Consider the following 24,227-nt stretch of genomic DNA (forward strand, 5'->3'; position numbering starts at 1 on the left):
GGGCTCGCCCTCGAAGTAGATCGCGACCCGGTCCCCGTTCCCGGCCTTCACGTGCCGGTCCAGGGCGTTGTACGCGGCGTTGACCTCCCCGCCGACGAACCACTTCGCGAACGGCGGCTCGGACCAGTCCAAAGCCTGGTCAAAGTCCCTGGACCAGTCCAGCAGCTCCCGGGCCTGCCTCGCCCAGAACGCGGGCCGGTCCGCGTCGGCCTCGGCATACTCACCCGCGGTCACCACCGCATTCGCCGCGAACTCCGCCGAGGGCGCGAACCGACGGTCCTCCTGCGACAGATTCTCAAACGCATCGCCGTTGGGAGCCGGAGTGGCCATGGAGCCGGGTGCCTGCTGGGACATGGTGAACCTCATCATTCATCGATCCGGTCTGAGCGGCCGTTCGCGTCGCCTCCGCACCGGGCCGCATGCGCGGCGTCGGGCAGTGGCAGACCTCGGCAGTGCCGCAGGAGCTGTCTGGAATAAACACTAATACGTGGGTCCGACCAAACGTGCGCCCAGTCACAAAGGGTGCCGTGAGCGGCGTTTGTTAAGCGCCGGGTGGCTTGTTGGCGGCGCTGGGCGGCGCTTCGGCATGCAGCGTCCGGGATTCGGAAAACGGGAGAATTCTGCTGTGTCCGCCCTCGGCTTGTCAGCTAGTGATCGGCCACCCACTTGGCTAGGCTGAGATGAAGTTGTGACATCCGATGGAGGCGACAGGACCCGCTGGCGGTACTGTCCTTGCCTGCCGTTAGACGGCGCTGTCCAGAGCGCCGCCATGCTAAGGAGATACGGAATGAACGAGCAAGACAACGGACAGCTCCGGGCGCCCGCCCAGGGCCAGGGCGGAACGGCGCAGCCGGGGCCCGCCGGGTTCGGGGATGCGCCGCGCTTCACGGTGGACAAAAAGTCCGCGAAGAGGAACGAAGCAGTCCTTGGTGCCTTCACCATCCGTGACCTCACAGTCTTCGGCTCGACGCTGCTGCTTTTCGTCGCCTCGCTGATTCCGATGTTCGCTTTCGCCTATAACCTGTGGAACCTCGGAAGCCTGTTCTTCCTGGGCCTGGGCATTGTGCTGCCGCTGATTGTCACCGCTTTGTTCGTGGCCCGCCGTCTGAGCCCGACGACGAAAATCCGGATCGGGTCCCTGTCGATCGACCAGTTCGCTTCCGTGGTGGCGTCCTTCACTCTGGCCTTCTTCTTCCTCGCGGCCGCCGGGGCGTTCCTGCCGAGCATGCTGATAGCCCTCCTGGGTGCCGTGGGGCTTTTTGCGGCCACTGTGCTGGCCCGTTGGATCCCGTTCTTCGCCGGAGACTTCCTGGACCGTGAGGAAGCGCCGGCCCACGTGGCGGCGCGTGAAGCGGCTGTCCCGGTGCGAAAGCCCCGTGCGCCCAAGCCGCCGAAGGTGCCCAAAACGGCCAAGGCCTCCGCGGGAACAGGCGAGTCGAAGGCTGCCGGGGCAGCCGCGGCCGCAGCGGGCTGGGCCAAGCGCCCGTTCGGCGGCGGCGCAGGGTCGGCGCCGGCCGCGACCACGCCGGCTGTGCCGTCGGCCCAAGCACCTGCGACGAGTGCCGCGTCCAGCGCGCCGGAAACCCAGATCTCCGGCGTCGTGCCGGCAGCCGGCGCGGCCACCCCCGTGTCGTCCGCGTCATCGGCATCGCCGACGACGTCGGCCACTGAGCCGGCAGCGGCCGCTACGCCCGCCGAAGAGACCCAGGCCGCGGCAGCCCCGTCCGCCGAAAAGACCCAGGCCGCCGGCATCCCGGCATCCACGTCCGCGGCACCCGCCGTTGCCGGTGCTGCCGCCGCCGGTGCCGCTGGCGCCGCGGCTGCCGCTCAGAAAACCCCGCCGGCCGCGGAACAGACCCAGGCGGCCGCCGTTCCGGCAACGTCGGGAGCACCCTCGGGCGGCAGCGCCCCCACCACTGTCAACCCCCAAGTCCGGCCGCAGGAACAGGCCCGGCCGCAGGAGCCCATCGGCGCCACCGTCGATCCTGCCAGCCGGCATGAGGAGGACCACGTCCACCCCGTGCACGAGGCGTTCTGGTTCGCCGTCGCGCAGCCCCGCACCGCCACCGACGAGCGCACCGGAGCTCCGGCGTTCGTCATTGAACCCGGCGGCTGGGTCCTTGCCCTAGAGGACCGGGGCAGCGAATTCCTGGTCCAGCACACCGACGGGCGGCTCGGCGTCCTGCGGGATCTCAGCAACATCGAACGCGGTTAGCCGCATCCCGTGACCACAGAATCCGGCACCGCGGAATCGGGCGCCACGTCCGGGAGCGCCACGCCCGGTGCCTCGAGGGCGTCAGGGGAAACTGTCCTGGCGCTCAAGCGACGGGCGCGCCGGATCAACCGCGCGCTGGCCGAGCAGTACCCCTACGCCCACGCTGAGCTGGATTTCCGCAACCCTTTCGAGCTGGTGATAGCCACGGTGTTGTCCGCGCAGACCACCGATGTGCTGGTCAACCAGATAACACCCCTGCTGTTCGCGCGCTACCCCGATGCGCGGCGGATGGCGGAGGCGGATCCGGCCGAGCTGGAGGCCATCCTTAAACCCACCGGATTCTTTCGCGCCAAGGCCAGAAACGTCCTGGCGCTGTGCAACCGGATAGTGGACGAGTACGACGGCGAGGTGCCGGGCCGGCTCGAGGATCTGGTGACGCTGCCCGGCGTCGGGCGAAAAACCGCAAACGTCGTGCTGGGCAACGCTTTCGGCATTCCCGGCATCACGGTGGACACCCACTTCGGCCGCCTGGCAAGGCGCCTTGGCTGGACGGAGTCGGATGATCCGGTCCGGATCGAGTCCGACGTCGCCGTGCTGTTCGAGCCCAAGGACTGGACCATGCTCTCGCACCGCGTCGTCTTTCACGGCCGGAGGGTCTGCCACTCCCGCAAGCCTGCGTGCGGCGCCTGCGCGGTGGCCAACTGGTGTCCCAGCTACGGGATGGGCGAAACCGACCCGGCGAAAGCGAAGAAACTGCTGAAGTACGAACTCGCCCCGGGGCAGGAGGAGCTGCTGGCCCGGCTGCAGGCCGAGACGCACCGTGCCGCGGAAATCCGTATGGAATCGCAGAGGAAGCAGCGGTGACCGCGCGCCAGGACCTCGTCGAACTCGTTGAGGCGGTGAAGGCGGGCACGGCTCCGGCACCGGATCCGCGCTGGCGGGAACTCGTCGTCGAACCCGGCGAGCGGGTCCGCAAGGCCGCCGTGCTCATGCTCTTTGGGGCGCTCGATAATGTCCCGGCGGTGTCGGAGAAATTGCTCGCTCCAGCCGATCTGGACGTCCTGCTGTTGCAGCGGGCGCAAACCCTTGAGGACCATCCCGGGCAAGTGGCCTTCCCCGGCGGCGGCATCGACCCCGGCGAGTCCGTCGTCAATGCTGCCCTGCGCGAGGCGGAAGAGGAGACGGGCCTGAACCCGGCGGGCGTGGACGTCCTCGGAGTGATGCCCGAACTGGCGCTGCCCCGGGGCAATTTCCTGGTCACCCCGGTCCTGGCCTGGTGGGCCGCCCAGTCGCCGGTCCGGGTGGTGGACTACGGTGAATCCGCGCAGGTGTTCCGTGTCCCGGTGAGGGACCTGCTGGACCCGGACAACCGGGTGCTGGCAACGGTCAGCCGAGCCGGCCAGACGTTCCAGAGCCCGGCCTTCACTGTCAACGGCGTGGTGGTGTGGGGGTTTACCGGGATGATCCTGAACCAGTTGTTTGACCAGCTGGGCTGGGCAGTTCCCTGGGACCGCACGCGGCTCTACGGGATCGATGTGTGAAACTCATTCGGCCGGTCCGATCTGACGGCCGATGTGCAGTGCCGGTCCCTAGGCCGTGGCTACGGCGCTGCCCGCCAGGGGAGCAACCGCCCGTACAGCCGACCTGCTGGTGGCTACTTTCCTGTGCGTACCGGACCGATCCACAACCAGGCCCGTCGCGGCGTTCTCGCGCACGGCATTAATGCCCGCCGCAGCGCTCTTGATGGAGCTGAAGAGCGGGGACACGGCCACTACCGTGCCGTCCGCCGCCGTCAGCCTGAAGAAATAAGCCTTGTCGCCAGCCTGCGCGATCTCAAAAATGCCAGCCAAAACGCTGCCTCCCCAATATTCCTTGCGTCGTTGCAATGGCCGGCGGTTCTTCGGGAAATTTGCCGGCCTTTTCGAGGGTAGCCCGGTGACGGAGCCCACACAACGCTACCGGCCGGTACGTTACAGGCGGTGACTTCTGCCACTCATTTGGCGTTGTCGTATGAGTCGACTACGGCCACGCTGACCGGAAATTCCACTGGAATGCGGCCGAACAGCAGCTCCTTGGCGGCAGTTGCGGAATCCTCGATCGCCTTCATGCAATCCGCGACGGCATTTTCGGGGCAGTGCACCATCACTTCGTCGTGCAGGAAGAACACCAGTTCGCCGGTGGCGGCGCCCTGGGCCCGCATGGTGCGCAGCCGGCGTCGCAGTTCCGCGAGCCAGCACGCCGCCCAGTCAGCAGCCGAGCCCTGGACCACGAAGTTGCGGGTGAAGCGGCCGCGTGAGCGGGCGATCGCGTCAGCCCGGCGCTGCTCTTCCGCGGTGGTGGACTGCTGGCTCTGCAACCAGCGGTCCGACGGCGGCGGGCTGCTCCGGCCCAGACGGGAAGTGACGGTCCTGCCGGCTTCGCCGTCGCGGGCGGCCTGCTCGACGAAGCCGACGGCGCGGGGGTAGGTGCGGGCCAATTGGGGCATCAGCCGCCCTGACTCGCCCGTGGTCGCCCCGTAAATGGCCCCGAGGAGGGCCACCTTGGCTTTTGCCCGGTCACCGCCGAAGCCCTGCGCCGCAATGCCGGCATAGAGGTCCTTGTCCCGGGCGGCCTCGGCCATTTTGGCATCCTGCGCGAGGGCCACGAGTACCCTCGGTTCCAGCTGAGACGCGTCGGCAACAATCAATTTGTAGCCGGGATCGGCGTGGACCGCGCCGCGGATCTGGCGCGGGATTTGCAGTGCGCCGCCGCCCCGGGACGCCCACCGTCCGGACACCACGCCGCCCACCACGTATTCAGGCTGGAACCTGCCGTCCTTCACCCACATGTCCAGCCATGCCCAGCCGTTGGCCGCATGCAGGCGAGCCAGTTTCTTGTAGGCCAGCAGTGGCTCGATCGCCGGGTGGCTGGATTCCTTCAGCTCCCATTGGCGGGTGGTCTTCACTTCGATGCCGTTGCGGTGCAGGGCGCGCATGAGATCCTGCGGGGAGTCCGGGTTCAGCGCCGGTGACTGCAGCAGCCGCCGGAGTTCGGCGGTGAGCGCTTCGAGTTTGGCCGGACGCTGGCCCGGAGCCGGCCGGGGTCCGAGATAATCCGCGAGAATCTGCTCGTGCAGTTCCTCGCGCCACGGGACCCCGGTGTGCTGCATTTCGGCGGCGATCATGGCCCCGGCGGATTCCGCCGCGAGCAGCAGCTGTAGCCGCTGGCGGCGGCCGGCATCAGTGACAATGGCTGTCCCCGCGTGGCGAAGCGCCTCCTGCTGCGCGGCGTACTCGGCGCGCAGGGCCTCAAGGGATTGGCCGGGGCGATGCCCGGGGGCCGGGGCATCGAACAGGGCCCCCTGTTCGGGCGGCGGGGGAGGGGGCTGCAGCCCCCGCGACGGCAGAGGCAGCTCGTCGTCCTGCGTCAGCTTCTCTGCGGCCTGCGCATAGCCGGTGTGGGCGGTGAATTCCGAGTGGGCCAGGATCGAACCGCACAACGTCAGGTCGTAGCAGCGTTCGAGTTCCACCCCGGCGCGCAGCAGCGCGGGATACCAGTCCTGCGTGCGGTGCCAGATCCAGCGCGGGTGCCGCTCCTCGAGCCCGCGAACCACTCCGGGCAGGTCTTCGGGCCTGACAACGCGCGGTTCCGGATTGGACGGTTCAGGGCTGCCATCTGCCGTGAGTTGCTGCAGCGCCGCGCCGTCGGCATGGGCGGCGAGCAGCAGGTACATAGGGTCAATTCTGCCCTGCTCCGGGGCATGGTCCGTGCGCGTGCCGGGGCGGCGGGTTCAGGACAGCCGCGATGCTTGTCCACATAGCCCACGACGGCGGTTACCCTGCGGTTCCGGGCGGGGCACAGTGGCAGCATGAACAGGCACCAGCAACCTGGGCCAGGCTCGCCGCCTCCGCAGAATCCGGTGCCCTGGATCCCCGGGGAATCCGCGGAAATTCTGCTCGTCACCGGGGTTGATGTGCTGCGGAGCGAAGTGGAACGCATCGTTGCCGCGGCCGGGGGCCAGCTGAGGACAGTGCAGAATGTTGCCGATGCGGCACCGTTCTGGGATGCTGCGGCCACCGTGCTGGTTGGCAGCGACATCCGCGACTTGCCGCCCCGGTGGAGGGCGCCCGCGGTGCTCGTCGGCCTCAACGGCGACGGTGGCGGGCTGTGGCATTTGGCAGCCGCCGTCGGGGCCGGACGCGTCGCGGTGCTGCCGGACGCGGCCGCGTGGCTGGCGGAATACCTGAGCCGGTCCCGCGCGCCGGAAGCCGGCGGATTCGTCCTGGGGCTCACCGGTGGCTGCGGCGGCGCAGGGGCCACGACGGCCGCCATCTGGATCGCGCAGGCCGCCGCCGGGGCCGGGGCCCGGGTGCTCCTGATTGACGGCGACCCCTGGGGCGGGGGCCTGGAGCTGGCGTTGGCCGCCGAGGACACCCATGGGCTCCGCTGGCCGGATCTGGCCGGCGCGAGCGGCAGCATCGACGCAGCCCAACTGGAGGATGCGCTGCCGGTCTCCGGCGGATTTTCCTTCCTGTCGTGGCCCGGCGCCCGGGACCGTGCGGCCGTTGTGGACGCCACCGCTGTCACCGCGGTTCTCGACGCCGCCCGGCGCGGCTGCGAGCTGGTGGTGCTGGATATTGGCCGGGACCGGGAGGCATTGCGGTCCTTCGCAAGGGAATGTGACCGGATCCTCGTGGTTGCGCCCGCACGGATCCGGGCCGCCGTCGCCACGGCCTGGCTGCTGCGGGAGCTTCCCGGGGTGGAAACCGCGCTCGTGGTCCGGGCCGGTCCGGGCGCAGCCCTGGAGGCGCCGCTGATCGCCGACTCCGTGGGCCTGGCCCTCGAAGGGATCATGCCGGATATCAAGGGGCTGGCCGCGGCAACCGAAGTAGGACGCCTGCTCGAAGCCGGCCGGCAGCGCGCCGTCCGCCGTTTCGCCGCTGGCCTTCTTGACCTGAATGGGAGAGATTCCAGATGAGTGGCCATGCCGCGGTGGAACCCGCCGATCCGGACCGGCCCTCCCGGAGGGCCCCAGGCCGCCGCCGCTCGCAGGGATTTCTCGACCAGAGACTGCTGGAATCGGTGCGCGAGTCCGTCATGGCCGATGCCTCGCCCGTAACCCCGTCGCGGGTCGCGGCCGCGGTTCAGGCCAGTGGGCGGCTGCTGGGCACGGCCGGTGCGCTGGCTGCGGTGGAGAGCATCAGCGCCGAACTGAACGGCCTCGGCCCGCTTCAACCGCTCACCCGTGATCCCGCCGTGACGGACATCTTTGTCAATGGGCCGGACTCGGTCTGGCTGGACCGCGGCAGGGGTCTGGAAAAGGCTCCGGTCGCCTTTTCCGGGGAGCCGCAGATCCGGGCCCTCGCCTCGAGGCTCGTGGCGGCCGGCGGCCGCCGGCTGGATGACGGTTCGCCCTGCGTCGACGTCCGGCTCGACGGCGGCTACCGGGTGCACGCGGTACTGCCGCCCATTTCCACGGCCGGAACCCTCCTGAGCGTGCGGATCCGCCGCGCTACCGTGTTCTCCATGCCCGAGCTGCGGCGGGACGGCATGTTCGGGACCGGGACGTCCGCGGATCTGGTCCAGACCGTGCTCGAACGCATGGTGGCATCCCGGCTGAGCTTCCTCATCAGCGGCGCCACCGGCTCGGGGAAAACCACGTTGCTGGCGACGCTGCTGGGACTGTGCCACCCGGGGGAGAGGCTTGTCCTGATTGAGGACGCCGCCGAGCTGAACCCGGTCCACCCGCATGTCGTCTCGCTGGAATCCCGGCACGGAAACCTCGAGGGCGGCGGCGCCGTGGACTTGGGCGAACTGGTCCGCCAGGCCCTGAGGATGCGGCCGGACCGGCTGGTGGTAGGCGAATGCCGCGGCGCGGAGGTCCGTGAGCTGCTCTCGGCCATGAACACCGGGCACACGGGAGGCGGCGGGACCCTCCACGCGAATGAGGCGGCGGCCGTCCCGGCACGGCTGGCGGCCCTGGGTGCGCTCGCCGGCATGGGCCAGGACGCGGTGCGGCTGCAGGTGGCGAGCGCGATCGACGCCGTCGTGCATGTCGAGCGGACAGAGGCCGGGCGCCAGGTCGCGAGCATTGGAATCGTGCAGGCCCAGGACTCAGGCCTGGCCGTCACCGCCGCCTTGGAACTCCAAGGGGGCCAGGTCCGCTCCGGCCGGGCCTGGCCGCAGCTGGCGAGCCGGCTCGGCCTGGCTCCCGGCGTGTCCGGTGCGGATACGTCCGGGCTGGAGGCGGCGTGGCTGGCCGAGTTGCTTCCGGGTTCCGGACATGAACCCCCGCAGCCGCGGACACCGCGATGACCGCCCTGCTGATCATTGTCTTGGTCCTCGCTGTGTGGCTGGCCTTGCCCTCACCGCACGCCGCCCGCGGCCGGGTCCGCCGGGCACTGCAAAGCACGCGTCCGCGAAGTTCCGGGGCCCGAGATCATCCGCGACCCGGCCGGCGGATACCCGGCCGAGGAATGCTTGCGACGGGGATGTTTGGGCGGGCGATGTTGGGGCGGGGAGCCGGAGGGAAAGCCCGCGAGACGGACGGCGGGAGAGCCCACAGGGCCGTAGGCCGTTGGCGGGCCCCGGGATCCGCGGGGACGGAACCAGTCCCCTTGACCGTGGTGGTCCAACAACTGGCCGCGCTGCTGAAGGGAGGGCGCATTCCGGCCCGGCTGTGGGATGAACTATGGGTCCTGTACGGCGGGGACGCTGCGCGGGACGGGACCGCGGGCCACATCCCGATTGGTGCTGGCCATGGCCCGGGCCAGGACCGGGGCCGGGAAGGCTCTGGGCCGGCGCTCGGCCCGGAGTCCCTCAGGGTTGTGGCAGCCGCACGAGCGGCCGCCTTGCGCGGGTCCTCCGTGGCCGCTGCCATCCGGCGCGAGGTCGCAACGGGGTCCTTCGGCGGGCGCACCGCCGTCGTCGTCGCCATGGGGGCGGTGAGCGCCCCGGCTGCCCGCGACGTGCGTGTGTGGGGCGAGCTCGCTGCTTGCTTTGACACCGCGGAGGCCACCGGGTGCCCGCTTGCCGACGTGCTGGCGCGCTTTGCCGCTCACCTTGAGACGGAGGACGACGCCGAGTCCGCCCGGCAGACGGCCCTGGCGGGGCCGCGGGCAACCGTCCGTCTCCTGACCGGGCTGCCTCTCTCGGGCCTGGGCCTCGGCCTGCTGCTCGGCGTGGACCCGGTGGCGACCCTTTTGGGCAATCCGTGGGGGCTCGCGGCGTTGGCCGCAGGCGTGGTCCTGACCGCCGTCGGCCGGTTGTGGTCCTCCTGGCTCGTCCGGGCCGCGGCGGAAGCCCAGCCGTGACTCCGCGGCCGCTATGAGCCCCGAACTGGCCGGCTTCGCGGTGGCAACGAGCCTCGCCGGTGCAGCAGCCATGCTCCTCGCAGGCCCGGGCCCTGTCCGCAGGAGGCTCCGGCGCCAGTTTCTGGGCCCGGCCGACGGAGCAACTGGCGATCCGGCGGGCCGCGACGCCGGCTGGCGCGGACGTCCCGGCTTCGCCGGTCTGCGGGACACCGCCATGATGCTGGAACTGATTGGCGCGATGCTGGACGCGGGAGCCGGCCTTGGCCGGTCCCTCGAACTCGTCGCCGCCCTGGCGCCACCGGAACTCGGGCGGCAGCTCCGTCCGGTGGTGTCAGCTCTCGCCATCGGAGCGGACTGGAACGCGGCGTGGTGGAGTTCCGGCACCCAGGCGCCCCAGCTCCTTGCCCTTCGGGACGCACTCTTCTTCGCCGCGCTCACTGGCGCGCCGTCCTCGGCGCTTCTCTACGCCCAGGCGGCCCGGCTGCGCCGCGAACGCAACCGGGCCGCGGAGCAGCGCGCGGCGGCCCTCGGCGTGAAGCTCGTTGTGCCGCTGGGCTTATGCTCCCTGCCGGCGTTTGTGTGCCTCGGCGTCGTGCCCGTGCTACTGGGGCTGCTCCCATCCTGAAGCCGGGGCCCGCGGCGGCTCGCGGGCCCAAGCTTTATTCAAGTTGTTGGGGGATACCGTTGGGACAGGCACCGTCGGAGTATGAGCGGTCTCGTGCATCGGCTTCTCACAGCGCTTCTGTGGCGCCTCGAACCTCGGATATTTCTGGGGTCTCGTACCGAGTGGGGGCCATGCCAGGGGGGCAGATCTATGATTCGACTGCATAAAGTGGGCGTCCTTGCAGCGCTCAACCTACTAGTTTTGGCCGGCTTGGCGGTGGGTTCCAGTCCGGCGTCCGCGGCCGTGCCGACCTGTCAGCCGGGGGCGCCGCAACCGACGAACCAGTACCCGGGCACCACGGTGATTGCGACCAACTTCGAGTCGGGAGCCCTCACGACCGCAGGCTTCAGCGCCGCCTTCACGGCCGGGACCGGGACGGCCGACGTTTCCTCCGCCCAGCAACACTCGGGCCGCTGCTCGGCACACGTGCACGTGACCACGGCGGCCGGTTCGGTGGCCAATTTTTCCGCCCCACTTCCCGCCGGCAGCAATGAGGTTTATGCCGACGGCTGGTTCAACGTCACCCAGGAAGGCGTCGCAGGCAACAACGTCCCCTACTTCCGCTTCTTCAACGGAAACACCCGCTTCGTGGACGTATACCGTTCCAATGGAGGCGGTGGGCCGCTGTGGCTGCGCGTCGCGGCGCCCGACGGAACCCTCGGCTACACCCCGATGAAAGTCAACGTCCCGCTCGGCACGTGGCACCACCTTGTCACGCACGTCGTGTCAAACGGGTCCGCCTCCACGGTGGAGGTGTGGTTCGACGGCACGCTCCTGTACTCCAGCAGGCAGGTCGCCACGGGCTTTACCGCGGTCACCAAGATGCAGCTCGGCGCCGAGCACCGGCGGCAGGCCGGCGACAGCTTCATTGACGACGTCGTCATCAAAGCCGGCAAAGCGGCCGGCCAGCTTCCCGGGACGTTTACCCCGATTGCCCCGCACCGGTTCCTCGACACCCGGAAATCATCGCCCGTGGGCGCCGACCAGGCCGTCTCCTTCCAGGTTGCAGGGGCCAACGGGATCCCGGCCAAGGTCGCGGCGGTCGTCTTCAACCTGACCGTCACCGAAGCGAAATCCAATGGCTTCATCACCGCCTACCCCTCCGGGACAGTAAAGCCAAATGCATCCAATCTGAACTTCGGAGCCAACCAAAACGTGCCGAACCTGGTCACGGTCCGGGTCGGTGCCGACGGTAAAGTGGCGCTGTTCAACAGATCCAATGGCACCTCCCACCTGATCGCCGATGTCACCGGGTACTACACCACAGGGACGCCGGCGACGCCCGGGGCCTTCCAAAGCCTCGCGCCCAAGCGACTGCTGGATACGCGGTCCTCGCTCGCGCTGGCCGGGGATTCCCCGGTGTCCCTGCAGGTTGCCGGCGCCAACGGCATACCGGCGACGGCCGCTGCCGTGGTCTTCAACCTCACAGTGACAGAGCCAAAGAAGATCGGATTCATTACGGCCTATGCTTCGGGCTCCCAGCGTCCCAACGCATCCAACCTCAACTTCAACGCAGGACAGACGGTGCCTAACCTGGTCACGGTCCCCATCGGTCCAGACGGAAAGGTCACGTTGTTCAACCGTTCCGGCGGATCATCGCACCTGATCGCAGACGTTGCCGGCTACTACCTCGGCGGCACGCCGTCGGCCACCGGAGCGTTCAAGGCCACGGGCCCGTCCAGGATCCTCGACACCCGAAACGCCACGGCCGTGCGGCCGGATTCCGAAGTGTCCTTCCAGATTGCTGGGACCACGGGCATCCCCGCCAAGGTCCTGGCCGCGGTCTTCAACCTGACGGTCGTCTCTCCGCAGGCCATCGGCTTTATCACTGCCTACCCCTCCGGCACCATCCGTCCGGACGCGTCCAACCTGAACTTCGTCGCCGGACAGACTGTGCCGAACCTGGTCTCGGTCCCTGTCGGCTCCGACGGAAAAGTGACGCTGTTCAACAGGTCCGCCGGCTCGTCACAACTCATCGCCGACCTCGCGGGGTACTTCCTCCCCTAGAGACGCGTGATGAGGTTCTGAACACAAAATTGAACCCGAGGGGCTGTGGTCGCAGGACGGACCGCGGCCCCTCGGGTTCAGTTCTGCGGGAAATGCTGTACGGAGCCGGGCCAACACCGTCACGGCACGGCCGCTGTGCGGGCGGCCCGGTAGTCCGGTCAGTTCTCCTCCACAGCCCGCCACGGTGCGGCCCACGGGCAAGTTTTCCACTTGGCGAACCTCACGGGTTACGAGGCACGGTCCCAGCCGGGAGAGTCGAATCAGCCGGCGGTTATGCCGGTGTCCCGGGGAAGGAAAACAATGGAAGGAAAACAGATGTCAATCAATCAGGACACACCTGCCGCACGCCGCTTGGATGCAGGGGCGGAAGGCGACGCCGAGGTGTATGAGATCTATCCCGGCGCCAGCTCGGTGGTCCCCATACAGCCGCGCGGACGGACAGGGCCACCGTCCGCGCAGGCGGGAATGGCCACCGCTGAATACGCCATTGCAACCCTCGCGGCCGTGGGGTTCGCCGGGGTCCTGGTGTTCATCATGCGCAGCGATGAAGTCCGGGGATTCCTGCTGAACCTCATCCGGACGGCGCTCGCGTTGCCATGACGGGCGTCCGGCGCGAGAGGGGGAGCGGCAGCGGCAGCCAGGGGAAGCGGACGCCACTCGCCAAGAGCCGCGGGGCTGTGACTGCCGAGTTCGCCGTGGCGTTGCCCTCCGTCATCCTCCTGCTTGCCCTGCTGCTCGCGGGGTCGGCGGCCGGCGTGACCCAGCTCCGCGTCGAGGAAGCGGCCCGCGGTGGTGCCCGTGCACTGGCCAGGGGAGCCGCGGTCGGCGAGGTCGGAGACATCGTCCGCCGGCTCGCCGGCGAAACGGCACGGTCCGAGGTGGCGCTCGACGGCGAGTGGGGCAGGGTCACCGTCACTGGCCGGGTTCCCGGGGCTGTCGGGACCCTTGTTCCGTGGGTCCTCAGCGCCACTGCCTGGGCGCGTCCCGAGGCCCCTGGCGCGGCAATTCAACCCGCGGTGGACGGTACCTCCCGCGAGGCGCGGCTGGGGACCTGATGCTGCCCACACGTTCCCTGGCCAGCAGGCCTTGGCCGCGGAATCCGTCTCCGGCCCGGGACCCGCGCCGTTCCCGGCCTTCAGAGCGGGGGTCCGGAACCGTCCTGGCTCTGGGACTCGGACTGGTGGTCATCATGGCCTTGGCCTTGCTGCTGCTTCTGGCCCAGTCGGCCGTCGCAGCGTCGAGGGCTGCGGCGGCGGCCGACCTCGCGGCACTGGCTGCCGCGGATGCCGCGCGGGGAATCACGTCCGGCGAACCGTGTGCCGTGGCCCGGGAAGTCGCGCTGAAGAACAAGGCCTCGATACTTGCCTGCGCTGAAGGCCCGGACGCCACAGTCCAGGTCCGCACCGAGTTCAGGGCGGGACCGTTCCTGGGGTCGGCCACTGGGCTGGCCAGAGCGGGACCGCCCCCTCGCTGAGACGCGGTTCAGTCGCGGCGGGGTCAGGCGCGGAGCGGTTGGGCGGGGTTTTCGCCCGTCCTCCCGGCCGCGGCTTGGTCGGCGTTGCCGGTGGACATCAGTTCGGTGGCGTCGTTGAGCAGCACGTCGATCAGCGTGACGGCAGCGCCCTTGTCGAGCGGGTTGTTCTTGTTGCCGCACTTGGGGGACTGGACGCAGGAAGGGCAGCCGGACTCGCATTCGCAGGCCTTGATGGCATCGCGCGTGGCGGTCAGCCACACCCTGGCTTTGTCGTAGCCGCGTTCGGCAAATCCGGCCCCGCCGGGATGGCCGTCGTAGACAAAGATCGTGGGCACGCCGGTGTCGGCGTGAATGGCCGTGGACACTCCGCCGATGTCCCAACGGTCGCTGGATGCCACGAGCGGTAGGAGCCCGATGGCCGCGTGTTCGGCAGCATGCAGGGCTCCCGGGAACTGCGCCTCGATCAGGCCCGCGCCGGTCAGTGAGCGGTTGTCCACTACAAACCAGACGGCCTTGGTAAACAGGTCCCTGGCGCCCAGCTCCAGGGGTTCTTCACCGAGGATCTCATTGGAAATCAACGCCTTGCGCTGGAAGGAGACCACCTGGGTTGTCACTTTCACATCGCCGAAATGCACGGCCACGTCTCCCCACTGGGTGGTGCGTTCCGTTTCCAGGACCTCGATCTGGGTCACGTCCCGGGCGGTGGTGTAGTAGTCGGGGTTCGCCCGGCGCACCATCACACAGTGATCGTCTTCGTTCAGGTCCTCCACCAGGTAGCTGTCACCTTGGTGGACATATATGGCGCCGGTGTGGGCCTGGTAGTGGGTTTGGGGCGAATCCATGGTGCCGAGCAAGGACCCGGTATCGGCATCTACGATGCTCACCGGCCCCCCGCCGTCGGCCCGGAGGTTCACCATCGCGGCGGCACTCTGCGGATGGGTCCAAAACCACCCCGCCGGCCGCTTCCGCAGGTAGCCCTGCACAACCAGCCGATCCAGCAGCTTCTCCGAGGTAGCCCCGAAGAGCTCCAGTTCGGCGAACCCCAGGGGAAGTTCCGCGGCCGCGGCGCAAAGATGCGGGCCCAGGACATACGGATTGGAGGGATCGAAGACCGTGGCTTCAACCGAGACGTCGAAAATCGCCTCGGGGTGGTTCACCAGGTAGGTGTCCAGCGGGTCGTCGCTGGCCACGAAGGCCGCGATCGCGTCCTGGCCGGCGCGGCCGGCCCGGCCGATCTGCTGGAACAACGACGCGCGGGTGCCCGGCCAGCCCGCGACCAGCACGGCGTCGAGACCGGGGATGTCGATGCCCAGTTCCAGTGCAGAGGTGCTGGAGACGCCCAAGAGTTCACCCGAGCGGAGCGACTTTTCCAGGGCCCGCCGCTCTTCCGGCAGGTAGCCCGAGCGGTAGGCGGCCACGCGCTGCGGCAGGCTGGGGTCCACCTCGTCGAGCAGGCGCTTGGCGATGGAGGAAATCGTCTCCGCCCCGCGCCTGGACTTGATGAACGCAATGGTGCGGGTACGGGAGGACACCAGGTTGGCCAGCAGATCCGCGGTTTCGGCGACGGCGGTCCGGCGCTCCTTGGCGCCGTTCTCGCCCCGGAGATCTGTCAGGGCCGGCTCCCAAAACGCCACGGTGGTGGACCCGTGGGGCGAAGTGTCGTCGGAAACGGCGCGCACTGGTGCGCCGATCAGCCTGCCGAAGGACCGCTCGGGGTCAGACGCCGTGGCCGACGCCGCGATGAACACCGGGCCGGGGTGTGAGCCGCCGGGACTGTAGTAGGCGCAGATCCGACGCAGCCGGCGCATGAGGTTTGCCACGTGGGAGCCAAAGACTCCGCGGTAGCTGTGGGCCTCATCGACGATCACATAGCGGAGGCGCCGGAAGAACCTGGCCCACCAGGCATGGTTCGGGAGGATGCCGAAGTGCAGCATGTCGGGGTTGGCCAGGATGAAGTTCGCATGGTCCCGGATCCAGCGCCGGGAAGCGGGGTCGGTGTCGCCGTCGTAGGTTTCGGCGCGGACGGTGGGGAGCTTCAGGGCCCGGATCGCGGCCAGCTGGTCGGCCGCCAGCGCCTTGGTGGGGGACAGATAGAGGGTCACTGCGCCGTCGTCGTGGATCTTGCCGGGATCGGACAGGACCCTGAGCTCGGAGCGGTGGATGGCGTCCAGGGCAGGCAGCTGATACGCCAGGGACTTCCCGGACGCCGTGCCGGTCGCAATCACCACGTGCTCCCCGGCATGGGCCAGCTCGGCGGCCTGGACCTGGTGCAGGTAGGGCTCGTGGATGCCCAGGGAACCGTAGGCGGCCACGAGATCCGGGTGGGTCCACTCCGGCCACGGCGCGTTGACGGCCTGGCGGGCCGGGATCGTCCGCACATGACGCAGCTGTTCCGGGTCCGGGCCTCGGCCCAGCAACGGAATCAAGGACTCATGCGGGTTCACTCACATATTCTTTCATCCGGCCTCAAATCGCCCGCACAGCAGACACTCCCGCACAGCAGACACTGCGGCGTGGGCGCGGTCGAAGCCCATCGGGGAACGCACGCAGAAGTGCACATTTCCCCCAGCCCGGGCCCTCGTGCGCTGCGGCCTTCATCAGCCGGCGCCCCGGAGGCGCCGCGGGCGCTCGCTGCGCCTCAACCGACGGACAAAGCTCTGAGCCTCCATCGACGGGCAGAGGCGCCAAGCGTCAACCGACGGACAGGTCCGAGCCTTCCTCCGACGTCGACAGCATCAGGACGTGGCACACCATGCGCCAGCCGAGGTGCGAATAGAGTTTCTGCCCGTCCAAGGAAGCGAGCAGCAGCCCGGAGTCGACGTCGTGTTCGAAGGCCTGGGCCGCCAGGGCCTTCATGATGAAGCTGCCGAGTCCCCGCCGCTGGTACATCGGCGACGTCACGATGTTGTCGAAGATGGCGGTGTGTCCGACCACAAACACGCGTCCGCTCGCGGCGACCTCATCGCCGCCACGGACCACGGCGTGGTGGACGCCGTCCGTCCTGGACGTCTCCAGTTTGAGGTCGTCGTCCGAAAGCCACGGGTCCTCCGAATCCTGGGTCTCCATGTCCACGATCATCATGGTCTGCGAAGCCGAGGTGACATGGAGGCCGTGCCGCGGTGCCAGGAACGTGTACTTGGCCACGTCATTGGTGAGGATCGTGAGGACCCTTGCCGGCGCTTCGGCCGTCTTCGCCGCCAGCTCCGCGAACTCTGAATCGGACGGGTCGAAGGCGAAGTATTCCCATTCGTGGGTGGTGTCCGCGCGATAGGCCGCAGGGAACCGTCCCTCCCTGCGCGTCTCATATCCGCGGCAACCTGCCCATCCGGCAACCCAGATTTCCAGCAGGTGAGTGGTGTCTTCAACCATGGCGTCAAGACTCATGTGATGAGCGTATTCCAGCAGTGCCACAAGCAACAGGGGCCGGATCGGGGAAGGTCTCTTGCTTATCCAATTGTGACTGTTGCCCGGCCGCCCATCCCAGCCAGTACCCTTAAATGTGTGGCTTTGAACAGGATTGTGCTCTTTTACGGATTCACCCCTCTCGCTGACCCGGACGCAGTCCGGCTCTGGCAGCGCGCCCTGTGCGAAAAACTCGGGCTAACCGGCCGCATCCTCCTTTCCAAGGACGGCATCAACGCCACCGTTGGCGGCGAAATCAACGCCGTGAAGCAATACGTCAAGGCCACCCGCGAGTACAAGGGATTCCACGACATCGACGTGAAGTGGTCCGACGGCGGCGCGGCAGACTTCCCGCGGCTCAGTGTGAAGGTGCGGGACGAAATCGTATCCTTCGGTGCCCCCGGCGAGCTCAAAGTCGACGCCGGCGGAGTGGTGGGCGGCGGGACCCACCTCAAACCCGAGGAACTCCACGAACTCGTTGAAGCCAAGAAGCAGCAGGGGGACGAGGTCGTGTTCTTCGACGGCCGCAACGGCTTCGAGGCACAGATCGGCAAGTTCAAAGACGCGGTGGTCCCGGACGTCGCCACAACCCACGACTTCATCAAGGAACTCGACTCCGGCAAATACGACGCCCTCAAGGACAAACCGGTCGTCACCTACTGCACCGGAGGCATCCGGTGCGAGGTGCTGTCCAGCTTGATGGTGAACCGCGGCTTCAAAGAGGTCTACCAGCTCGACGGCGGAATTGTCCGCTATGGCGAGACCTTCAAGGACAAGGGCCTGTGGGAGGGCTCGCTGTACGTGTTCGACAAACGCATGCACCTCGAGTTCAGCGGGGACGCCAAGACGATCGGCGAGTGCGTGCGCTGCTCGGCACCCACGAACAAGTTCGAAAACTGCTCCAATCCGAGCTGCCGGACCCTGACGCTCTATTGCGCCGAATGCGCGGCAAGCCCCGAAACCCTGCGATGCCCGGACGGCTGCACGGTCTAAGGCACCTTTTCGCTGAGGCAAGGTCTCGCCGAGGAACCGTTTCGCTAAAGCACCGTCGCGCTGAGGCATCGTCTCGAGATTTGGCCGGCCGGGACCCTCAGATTCGGTTCACCCGGTACGCATAGTTCGCCGGTCCGTTCGCGTCCACTTTGATCGAAAGCGCCGCAGCTGCGGGCAGATAAACCACGTTGACCCTGGACGTCCCGCACCGGAGACTCAGGTCCACGAGTTCGCTGTCACCGTTCTCGATGGAAAAGGACACCCGGAGGGCGCTTCGGCACGCCAGCGTCAGGGCGTAAGTACCCGTGGGCAGCACCGTTGTGGTCTCGGTCCGCTCCTGATCAGCCTCCAGTGTCCCGAAACCCCTATGGAAGACCTGCCCCTCGGCGTCGGGCAGTGCGTCGTGAACCCAGTCGTCCAGCTCCTTGCCGGACACGGGCTCGTTGAGGTGGGGGTCCCGGGGCAGTGCGGCGTCAGTGGTCGGCGGAGCGGCAACAGCGGTCGTTTCTTCCCAGTTGTCGGCGCTGTATTGATATTCGCAGCCGGACAGGACCGCCCCAAGAAACACCGCAACTGAGAGCACCACGGCGGCCGCCGGGGTGCGCCGTCGCGGCACCCTCCTGGCCGGCACAGTTGGCATAGTCTGAGATTAAGGTTGCCCCGGATCAAACGCTAGAGCCAAAGGTCCGGGTCTGACAGGCCAGTCGGAAGGCGCCGGTCCGGACGCCGGTGAAGCAGGCGCTGCGGGCGGGTCTTACTCCGACGGCACCAGGTGGTAGGCGTAAATCAGAGGGGCATCCACACTGGATGTGCTGAGCCGTACCGCGCCCGCGGCCGGTACTTTGATGCGGGCAGTTTCACGGCTGCCGTTGCAGGCGGCACCTGCCTCGGCCAACTGGCTGCCGTCCAGACTGACGGCGAAGAAGGCTTTTCCGCCGCCCTCGCACGTCATGGTCAGCGTGTACGTGCCGGCGGGCACGGCGGCGGACCGGACGATCGGGTCCCGGTTCAGGATCTTGCCGGCATCCTCCAGCACCGTCCCGGGGGCCGAGGGCAGCGCCGTGGCCTTCCAGGCGGGGACATCGGCGTTCTCAACAGAACCGGCCGGGGCGCAGGCCGCTGCGGCAAGCACGACGCCGACGGCGGTCGCAGCCATGAGCGTCCGCCGGACCAGCAGGGCGGCCGGGGCGCGGAAAGAAGGGAAAATCATGCCTCCAACTTACCGTCTTGCACGCACCCGTCCGGCCGCGCGGCCTTCCCTGCGCCATCTCCCGCGGACCCTTGACTTTGACGCAGCGTCAAAGTTTAGAGTCGAAGGGACGGGCCGGCAGCGGCCGGTCAGCACCGGGAGACCAGGCGCAGCAGAAGCCACAGCGGGACAGCAGAACAGCTGAACAGCAGAACCGCAGGACAGCAGCAGCAACAACAGGAACACGCGGCCCGAGGCATAAGAAAGGCGGAGGCATGGACTGGTCCGTTCAGCAGATCGCGAAATTAGCCGGGACCACCGGCCGGACTTTGCGGCACTACGACGACATTGGCCTGCTCAGGCCGAGCCGCACCGGGAACAACGGCTACCGGTATTACGGCCAGGAGTCGCTGGTCCGCCTGCAGCGGATCCTGCTCCTGCGCGAGATGGGACTTGGGCTGCCGGCGATTGCGGACGTGCTCGCCAACGAGGCGGATGCGGAACGGGCACTGGACCGGCATCTGGCATGGCTGCTGCAGGAGCAGGACAGGCTGGGGCGGCAGGTTGCGTCGGTCCGGCACACCATTGAGGCATTGCAAACAGGAGGAAAGATCATGGCAGAGGAAATGTTCGACGGTTTCGACCACACCCAGTACCGGGAAGAAGTCGAGCAGCGGTGGGGCAAGGACGCCTACGCCACGTCAGACGCCTGGTGGCGCGGCATGGACGCCGGGCAGAAGGCCGCCTGGACTGAGCGGTCGCGGGAGCTCGGCGCGGACTGGACGGCCGCGGCAGCGTCGGGCGTTCCTGCCGACAGCGCACAGGCACAAGACCTGGCCCGGCGCCACGTCCAATGGCTCAGGGGCATCCCCGGCACCCCGGCGTCCCCCGCCGCAGGCGGGAACGCCGCCCGTGCGGACATCAAGGCGTACGTGACAGGGCTCGGTGAGATGTACGTGGCTGATCCCCGGTTCGCCGCGAACTACGGCGGTGCCGACGGCGCGGCCTTCGTCCGGGACGCCCTGAGGATCTATGCGGAAACCGAGCTCTAGGCGGACCAGCACGGTCCGGTCCAGCCCGGACCAGCACGGCCCGGGGCAGAACCCCGGACCACGTTCAGGCCTGAACCCCGGACCAAGTTCCGGCCTGAACTCGGGACCAAGTTCCGGCCTGAACCCGGGACTAAACTTGTCCGGTGACTTCCTCAGCGCAAGGCCCCGCCGTGTTTCGTTCAACGCAGGCTCGTTCAACGCAGGCTCCCGCAACCCCGCCCCTAATGCCCACAGCAGCCACCCCCGATGCTCCGCGGAGCGACCTACCGGGCCTCCTGGAGGCCCTGGCCACGGACCTGCGTGCCGTGGGCTACTCGGTGGACGGGGTTGCGGAATTGCTCGGCGAGGCTGCGCACTCGGCGCTTAGCCGGGACCAGCTCATCCCTGCGCTGATCGTCACCGGGCGCGCCTCCGGGGAGGCGGCGACGGCGGCGCTCGCCGCCGTCGTGCGCCTCTGGCTCCTGGCAGAGCCCCAGCGCGCTCAGACCCTCGACGCCGCCCTCCCCGGCATCCGCACGGAGGGGCTGCTGGAACTCGGGCTCGTGGAACCGACGGGCGGGGACCAAGACGGGGACCAAGGCGGCGACCAGGACCTGGTCCAGGCGAAGGTGGACCTGAGGCCCTACGGCTGGGACCCGATCCTGGGCGAGGACGGCGCCGGCGAGGGCGGGGCGGACCTCTGGGTGGCCAGCGACCTCGCGGCCCACCAGCGCGCAGGCGTCCTTCGCCACGACCACGTCCTCGGGATCGGGCAGGCCTCCACCACCCTGGTCCAGGTCACCGCCCGCCGCCATGTTGCCAGGGCCCTTGACCTTGGCACGGGCTGCGGCATCCAGACCTTCCACCTGCTGCACCATGCGGAGCACGTGACCGCCACGGACATTTCCGAACGCGCACTGGCATTCACCCGGTTCAACCTCCTGCTCAACGCCGCCGAGCTGCACCTGGACCCGGCCGACCTCGACGCCCGCGTCAGCCTCAGGCTCGGGTCCCTGCTGGAACCGGTCGCGGGCGAGGCGTTCGAGCTGGTGGTGTCCAACCCGCCGTTCGTCATCACGCCCCGCAGCCTCGGCGAGTCCGCCACGGACCAGTTCACGTACCGCGACGGCGGCCTGCCGGGGGACGAGATTGTGTCCTCGCTGGTCCGCGCGCTGCCCTCCGTCCTTGCCCCGGGCGGAACAGCCCAGCTGTTGGGCAACTGGGAGATCACGGAGGGCTCCGGCTGGGCCGAACGGCCGCAAACCTGGGCCGGCCCCGACGCCGACGCCTGGTTCATCCAGCGCGAGCAGGTGGGCCCGGAGCAGTATGCCGAGACCTGGCTGCAGGACGCCTCGGAAAACCGTGACCGCCGGCTCTACCAGGACTCGTACGCGGCCTACCTCGATGACTTCGCCGCCCGCAATGTGGCGGGCATCGGCTTCGGCATGATCTGGCTGCGCCGGCCCGCCGAGGGTGCCGGGAGGGTGATTTCCCGCTTCGAGGAGATCACGTACCCGATCGAACAGCCCGTGGGCCCGCACCTGGGCGCCGCCGTCGAGCGTGCCGACTGGCTGGCCGCCCACGATCTCGCCGCCGCCCACCTGCTCGTCGCGGAGGACGTCACCGAAGAGCGGCACCAGCGCCCCGGTGCGGAACACCCCGGCGTCATCCTGCTGCGGCAGGGCGCCGGGCTGCGCCGGACCAACCTGCTCAGTACCGAGCTGGCCGGCCTGGTTTCAGCGTGCGACGGCGACCTCTCCGTCGGGCAGATCATCGGCGCCCTCGAGGCGCTGCTGGGCGGATACGAGGGGTTCGACAGCGCGGAGTTCCGCGCCGGACTCCTCGAGGAGGTCGGGAACCTGGTCCGGGACGGCTTCCTGCTGCCGGCCTGAATCGGAGGCGGACGCCCCGGCGTCCTCCCGGCCGAACCGCGGAAGGACGTACGCGGTGAGGGCGAGGGCCACCAGGACGCCGACGGCCCCGGTGAGCACGAAGCTGGCGCGCACCGGCACAAGGGCGCCCAGGAGCCCGCCCAGCGCCAGCGCGCCGATGGAGACGGCCCGTGTCATCCCGCCAACGATCGCCATCGCCTGGCCTCGGCCGCTTTCCGGAATCCGCAGGATCGCGATCGCGCCGAAACAGGCGTTCAGGACACCGCAGGCCGCGCCCGTCGCCGAGTAGGCCACAAAGAGGAGTTCCACGTTGGGGACCAGACCCGTGAGGACCAGGAAGGCCGAGGCTCCGGTCATGGAGGCCAGCAGCRCGCGCAGCCGGACCCGGGATGTCCGGATCCTGCCGGCCATCGCCGCCCCTGCCGCCATGCCGAGGCCGAACGCTGCGGACAGGAGCCCGTACTGCGTCTCCGTGGCGCCAAGTTCGTCGCGGGCCAGGAACACCTCCAGCACATTGGTGGCCTCCCCGACCACGATGAAGAACATCGCCCCCAGCACCAGGGCCCAGACCAGGCTGTCCCGGCGGATCACCCGCAGTCCGTCCAGCAGCGCGGGCTTCGCCTTGCCGGCCCGTTCGGCCGCCGTGCCGCGGCGGGTCCGGATCAGCAGGGCGCCCAGCCCCATGGCCACATAGCAGCCGCTGGCCACGGCGAACACCAGTCCGGTCCCGCCCCAGCCGCTGAGCAGGCCGCCCGCGGCGGGACCGGCCATGCCCGCAATCATGATCGTCGCCTGCATGGTCCCCATCGCCCGCGGGGTGCGGTCCTCGCCGACGATCCGCGGCAGCAGGGCCTGCCAGGTGGGGCCGGCCACGGCCTGGGCCGCGTCGAGCAGGAAAGTCATCGCAAACAGCACGGGCAGATAATTCTCCAGGTACTGCATGCCCAGCCCCATGCCGGCGACGGCGGCGGCGCTGACCGCCGAGCTGGCCGTCGCCAGGGTCCGGGAGTCCATGGTGTCGGCGAGCCGGCCGGCCCATGGAGCCAACAGGACCAGCGGCAGCGCCGAGCAAAGCAGGTACGCGGCCACGAGCCAGGGCCCGGCGACCGGCGTTTCGCCGGCGGCGGCCGCGTTCTGCAGGTGCAGCATGACGCTGACGACGACGGCGCCCATGCCCGCCGTCGCAACGAACCGTGCCGTGCCGGCGATCAGGAAGTCTCGGTTGCGCCAGAGCGGCCGAGCCGCTGCCGCGAGGGCCACTGATTTATGAAGTGTCTGTTTCATAAATAGCAAGCTAGTCCTGTCCCGGAATTAATGTCAAGCATTTCTTTCATAGTTTGGCGTGGCTGGATACACTGGAGGAGTGAATGCAGAAACCCCGACGGCGGAGACCACGGCCCCGCCGGCCACCAATCGCCGGCATCGTCCGGAGAAGCAAGTGGAAATCACCGACCCGAAGGCGATCCGCGCCCTGGCCCACGCCGCGCGGCTGGAGGTCATTTCCGAGCTGTATTCCACCCAGGTGAGCCGGACGGCGACGGAACTCGCCGCGCAGACCGGCCTGACTCCCAGTGCCATGAGCTACCACCTGCGGGCCCTGCAGAAGTGGGGCATCGTTGTTCCGGCAGCCACCGCCGGTGACGCCCGAGAGCGGCGCTGGAAGGCCGCCGGCACGGATTTCACCATCAATTCGGGCGGGGGAGTGGCGAGCCCGGAATTCGCCGTGCTGGACCTTGAGCTGGATGCCTACCGCCGGCGCGTCAACGCCTACGCGAGGGCCCGGGACGAGCGGCGCCAGCGCGGCGAAGCTGTGGACGGACCATCTTCGGTGGTGCTGGCCAGCAACCTGCTGTACCTGACCCCGGCCCAGCGCGGTGAGCTGAACGAGCGGCTCTTCGATCTGCTCAAGGACTACGAACTCGAGGACCCGGACCACGTGCCCGAGGGCGCCGAACGCATGGCAACAATGTGGTCAATGATTCCGGACGACCGCGGACCGGCCGCAACGAAACCCGCGCCCACCGCCAAGCCCGCCGCGAAGCCCTCCGGCGGCACGGCCTGAGACCGG

The 24,227-nt window shown here is 68.8% G+C and carries 22 protein-coding genes and 1 pseudogene; 15 read left to right on the forward strand and 8 right to left on the reverse strand.

Features of this window, described 5'->3' with window-relative positions; genetic code table 11:
• On the reverse strand, window positions 1–354 hold a 354-nt coding region (locus AB4089_RS12745; protein WP_441409656.1), incomplete at its 3' end, for an acetyl-coenzyme A synthetase N-terminal domain-containing protein.
• A gap of 433 nt (window positions 355–787) precedes the next feature.
• Here AB4089_RS12745 and AB4089_RS12750 point away from each other — a divergent pair.
• The 3 genes from AB4089_RS12750 to AB4089_RS12760 all read left to right on the forward strand — a co-directional run bounded on the left by AB4089_RS12750 (window position 788) and on the right by AB4089_RS12760 (window position 3,756).
• Window positions 788–2,215: a hypothetical protein gene (locus AB4089_RS12750; protein ID WP_441409657.1), complete on the forward strand. Its 1,428-nt coding sequence runs from the start codon at window positions 788–790 to the stop codon at window positions 2,213–2,215.
• A 96-nt stretch (window positions 2,216–2,311) separates the two neighbouring features.
• Window positions 2,312–3,079: an endonuclease III gene (gene nth, locus AB4089_RS12755; protein WP_441409780.1), complete on the forward strand. Its 768-nt coding sequence runs from the start codon at window positions 2,312–2,314 to the stop codon at window positions 3,077–3,079.
• Entirely contained in the window at window positions 3,076–3,756 is a 681-nt protein-coding gene (locus AB4089_RS12760; RefSeq protein WP_441409658.1) for an NUDIX hydrolase, read from the forward strand. The genes nth and AB4089_RS12760 overlap by 4 nt, the downstream gene beginning before the upstream one ends.
• A 48-nt stretch (window positions 3,757–3,804) precedes the next feature.
• Here the strand turns inward: AB4089_RS12760 and AB4089_RS12765 are convergent, their stop codons facing one another.
• Window positions 3,805–4,065, reverse strand: a complete 261-nt coding sequence (locus AB4089_RS12765; RefSeq protein ID WP_441409659.1) for a YegP family protein — start codon at window positions 4,063–4,065, stop codon at window positions 3,805–3,807.
• A gap of 143 nt (window positions 4,066–4,208) precedes the next feature.
• Window positions 4,209–5,927, reverse strand: a complete 1,719-nt coding sequence (locus tag AB4089_RS12770; protein ID WP_441409660.1) for a bifunctional 3'-5' exonuclease/DNA polymerase — start codon at window positions 5,925–5,927, stop codon at window positions 4,209–4,211.
• 135 nt (window positions 5,928–6,062) lie between these two features.
• On the opposite strand from AB4089_RS12770, the gene ssd reads away from it, so the two are divergent.
• The 8 genes from ssd (at window position 6,063) to AB4089_RS12810 (ending at window position 13,652) form a co-directional block, all read left to right on the forward strand.
• Window positions 6,063–7,172, forward strand: a complete 1,110-nt coding sequence (gene ssd, locus AB4089_RS12775) for a septum site-determining protein Ssd (protein ID WP_441409661.1) — start codon at window positions 6,063–6,065, stop codon at window positions 7,170–7,172.
• Window positions 7,169–8,509 (forward strand): TadA family conjugal transfer-associated ATPase, encoded by a 1,341-nt coding sequence (locus AB4089_RS12780; protein WP_441409662.1) that lies wholly within the window; start codon window positions 7,169–7,171, stop codon window positions 8,507–8,509. The genes ssd and AB4089_RS12780 overlap by 4 nt, the downstream gene beginning before the upstream one ends.
• Window positions 8,510–8,811: 302 nt before the next feature.
• On the forward strand, window positions 8,812–9,507 hold the full coding sequence (locus AB4089_RS12785; protein ID WP_441409663.1) for a hypothetical protein: 696 nt from the start codon (window positions 8,812–8,814) through the stop codon (window positions 9,505–9,507).
• A 13-nt stretch (window positions 9,508–9,520) separates the two neighbouring features.
• Entirely contained in the window at window positions 9,521–10,132 is a 612-nt protein-coding gene (locus tag AB4089_RS12790) for a type II secretion system F family protein (protein ID WP_441409664.1), read from the forward strand.
• Between the two features lie 207 nt (window positions 10,133–10,339).
• Window positions 10,340–12,178 (forward strand): hypothetical protein, encoded by a 1,839-nt coding sequence (locus AB4089_RS12795; protein WP_441409665.1) that lies wholly within the window; start codon window positions 10,340–10,342, stop codon window positions 12,176–12,178.
• Window positions 12,179–12,493: 315 nt separating this feature from the next.
• The gene (locus AB4089_RS12800) at window positions 12,494–12,778 is read left to right on the forward strand and encodes a DUF4244 domain-containing protein (protein ID WP_441409666.1); all 285 of its coding nucleotides are present in this window, start codon (window positions 12,494–12,496) and stop codon (window positions 12,776–12,778) included.
• A 77-nt stretch (window positions 12,779–12,855) separates the two neighbouring features.
• Complete coding sequence (locus tag AB4089_RS12805; RefSeq protein ID WP_441409667.1) at window positions 12,856–13,233, forward strand: TadE family type IV pilus minor pilin; 378 nt, start codon at window positions 12,856–12,858, stop codon at window positions 13,231–13,233.
• Window positions 13,233–13,652 (forward strand): Rv3654c family TadE-like protein, encoded by a 420-nt coding sequence (locus AB4089_RS12810; RefSeq protein WP_441409668.1) that lies wholly within the window; start codon window positions 13,233–13,235, stop codon window positions 13,650–13,652. The genes AB4089_RS12805 and AB4089_RS12810 overlap by 1 nt, the downstream gene beginning before the upstream one ends.
• A gap of 23 nt (window positions 13,653–13,675) precedes the next feature.
• Here AB4089_RS12810 and AB4089_RS12815 read toward each other — a convergent pair whose 3' ends face one another.
• Entirely contained in the window at window positions 13,676–16,096 is a 2,421-nt protein-coding gene (locus AB4089_RS12815) for a DEAD/DEAH box helicase (protein WP_441409669.1), read from the reverse strand.
• A 247-nt stretch (window positions 16,097–16,343) separates the two neighbouring features.
• The gene (locus AB4089_RS12820; protein ID WP_441409670.1) at window positions 16,344–17,036 is read right to left on the reverse strand and encodes a GNAT family N-acetyltransferase; all 693 of its coding nucleotides are present in this window, start codon (window positions 17,034–17,036) and stop codon (window positions 16,344–16,346) included.
• A 117-nt stretch (window positions 17,037–17,153) separates the two neighbouring features.
• Here AB4089_RS12820 and trhO point away from each other — a divergent pair, with 117 nt between their 5' ends.
• The gene (gene trhO, locus AB4089_RS12825; protein ID WP_441409671.1) at window positions 17,154–18,047 is read left to right on the forward strand and encodes an oxygen-dependent tRNA uridine(34) hydroxylase TrhO; all 894 of its coding nucleotides are present in this window, start codon (window positions 17,154–17,156) and stop codon (window positions 18,045–18,047) included.
• Between the two features lie 97 nt (window positions 18,048–18,144).
• Here trhO and AB4089_RS12830 read toward each other — a convergent pair whose 3' ends face one another.
• Window positions 18,145–18,687: a hypothetical protein gene (locus AB4089_RS12830; protein WP_441409672.1), complete on the reverse strand. Its 543-nt coding sequence runs from the start codon at window positions 18,685–18,687 to the stop codon at window positions 18,145–18,147.
• Between the two features lie 114 nt (window positions 18,688–18,801).
• Window positions 18,802–19,257 (reverse strand): hypothetical protein, encoded by a 456-nt coding sequence (locus AB4089_RS12835; RefSeq protein ID WP_441409673.1) that lies wholly within the window; start codon window positions 19,255–19,257, stop codon window positions 18,802–18,804.
• 254 nt (window positions 19,258–19,511) lie between these two features.
• Here AB4089_RS12835 and AB4089_RS12840 point away from each other — a divergent pair, with 254 nt between their 5' ends.
• On the forward strand, window positions 19,512–20,288 hold the full coding sequence (locus AB4089_RS12840; protein WP_441409674.1) for a MerR family transcriptional regulator: 777 nt from the start codon (window positions 19,512–19,514) through the stop codon (window positions 20,286–20,288).
• 224 nt (window positions 20,289–20,512) lie between these two features.
• The gene (locus AB4089_RS12845; RefSeq protein WP_441409675.1) at window positions 20,513–22,159 is read left to right on the forward strand and encodes a DUF7059 domain-containing protein; all 1,647 of its coding nucleotides are present in this window, start codon (window positions 20,513–20,515) and stop codon (window positions 22,157–22,159) included.
• A gap of 21 nt (window positions 22,160–22,180) precedes the next feature.
• On the opposite strand, the pseudogene AB4089_RS12850 reads toward AB4089_RS12845, so the two are convergent.
• A pseudogene (locus AB4089_RS12850) lies at window positions 22,181–23,443 on the reverse strand (MFS transporter); the annotation flags it as partial.
• A 79-nt stretch (window positions 23,444–23,522) separates the two neighbouring features.
• On the opposite strand from AB4089_RS12850, the gene AB4089_RS12855 reads away from it, so the two are divergent.
• A complete protein-coding gene (locus AB4089_RS12855; protein WP_441409676.1) occupies window positions 23,523–24,221 on the forward strand; it encodes an ArsR/SmtB family transcription factor in 699 nt (232 codons plus the stop codon).
• Window positions 24,222–24,227 lie beyond the last annotated feature (6 nt).

The organism is Arthrobacter sp. 2MCAF15 (genome assembly GCF_052115605.1).
Taxonomy (GTDB): Bacteria; Actinomycetota; Actinomycetes; order Actinomycetales; family Micrococcaceae; genus Arthrobacter.

Excerpts from the sequence above, each read along its gene's own strand:
- AB4089_RS12770 (WP_441409660.1), bottom strand. The coding sequence starts at position 5,927 with ATGTACCTGCTGCTCGCCGCCCATGCCGACGGCGCGGCGCTGCAGCAA.
- AB4089_RS12810 (WP_441409668.1), top strand. The coding sequence starts at position 13,233 with ATGCTGCCCACACGTTCCCTGGCCAGCAGGCCTTGGCCGCGGAATCCG.
- ssd (WP_441409661.1), top strand. The coding sequence starts at position 6,063 with ATGAACAGGCACCAGCAACCTGGGCCAGGCTCGCCGCCTCCGCAGAAT.
- AB4089_RS12800 (WP_441409666.1), top strand. The coding sequence starts at position 12,494 with ATGTCAATCAATCAGGACACACCTGCCGCACGCCGCTTGGATGCAGGG.
- AB4089_RS12820 (WP_441409670.1), bottom strand. The coding sequence starts at position 17,036 with ATGAGTCTTGACGCCATGGTTGAAGACACCACTCACCTGCTGGAAATC.
- AB4089_RS12840 (WP_441409674.1), top strand. The coding sequence starts at position 19,512 with ATGGACTGGTCCGTTCAGCAGATCGCGAAATTAGCCGGGACCACCGGC.
- AB4089_RS12830 (WP_441409672.1), bottom strand. The coding sequence starts at position 18,687 with ATGCCAACTGTGCCGGCCAGGAGGGTGCCGCGACGGCGCACCCCGGCG.
- AB4089_RS12835 (WP_441409673.1), bottom strand. The coding sequence starts at position 19,257 with ATGATTTTCCCTTCTTTCCGCGCCCCGGCCGCCCTGCTGGTCCGGCGG.
- AB4089_RS12750 (WP_441409657.1), top strand. The coding sequence starts at position 788 with ATGAACGAGCAAGACAACGGACAGCTCCGGGCGCCCGCCCAGGGCCAG.
- AB4089_RS12780 (WP_441409662.1), top strand. The coding sequence starts at position 7,169 with ATGAGTGGCCATGCCGCGGTGGAACCCGCCGATCCGGACCGGCCCTCC.
- AB4089_RS12845 (WP_441409675.1), top strand. The coding sequence starts at position 20,513 with ATGCCCACAGCAGCCACCCCCGATGCTCCGCGGAGCGACCTACCGGGC.
- AB4089_RS12790 (WP_441409664.1), top strand. The coding sequence starts at position 9,521 with ATGAGCCCCGAACTGGCCGGCTTCGCGGTGGCAACGAGCCTCGCCGGT.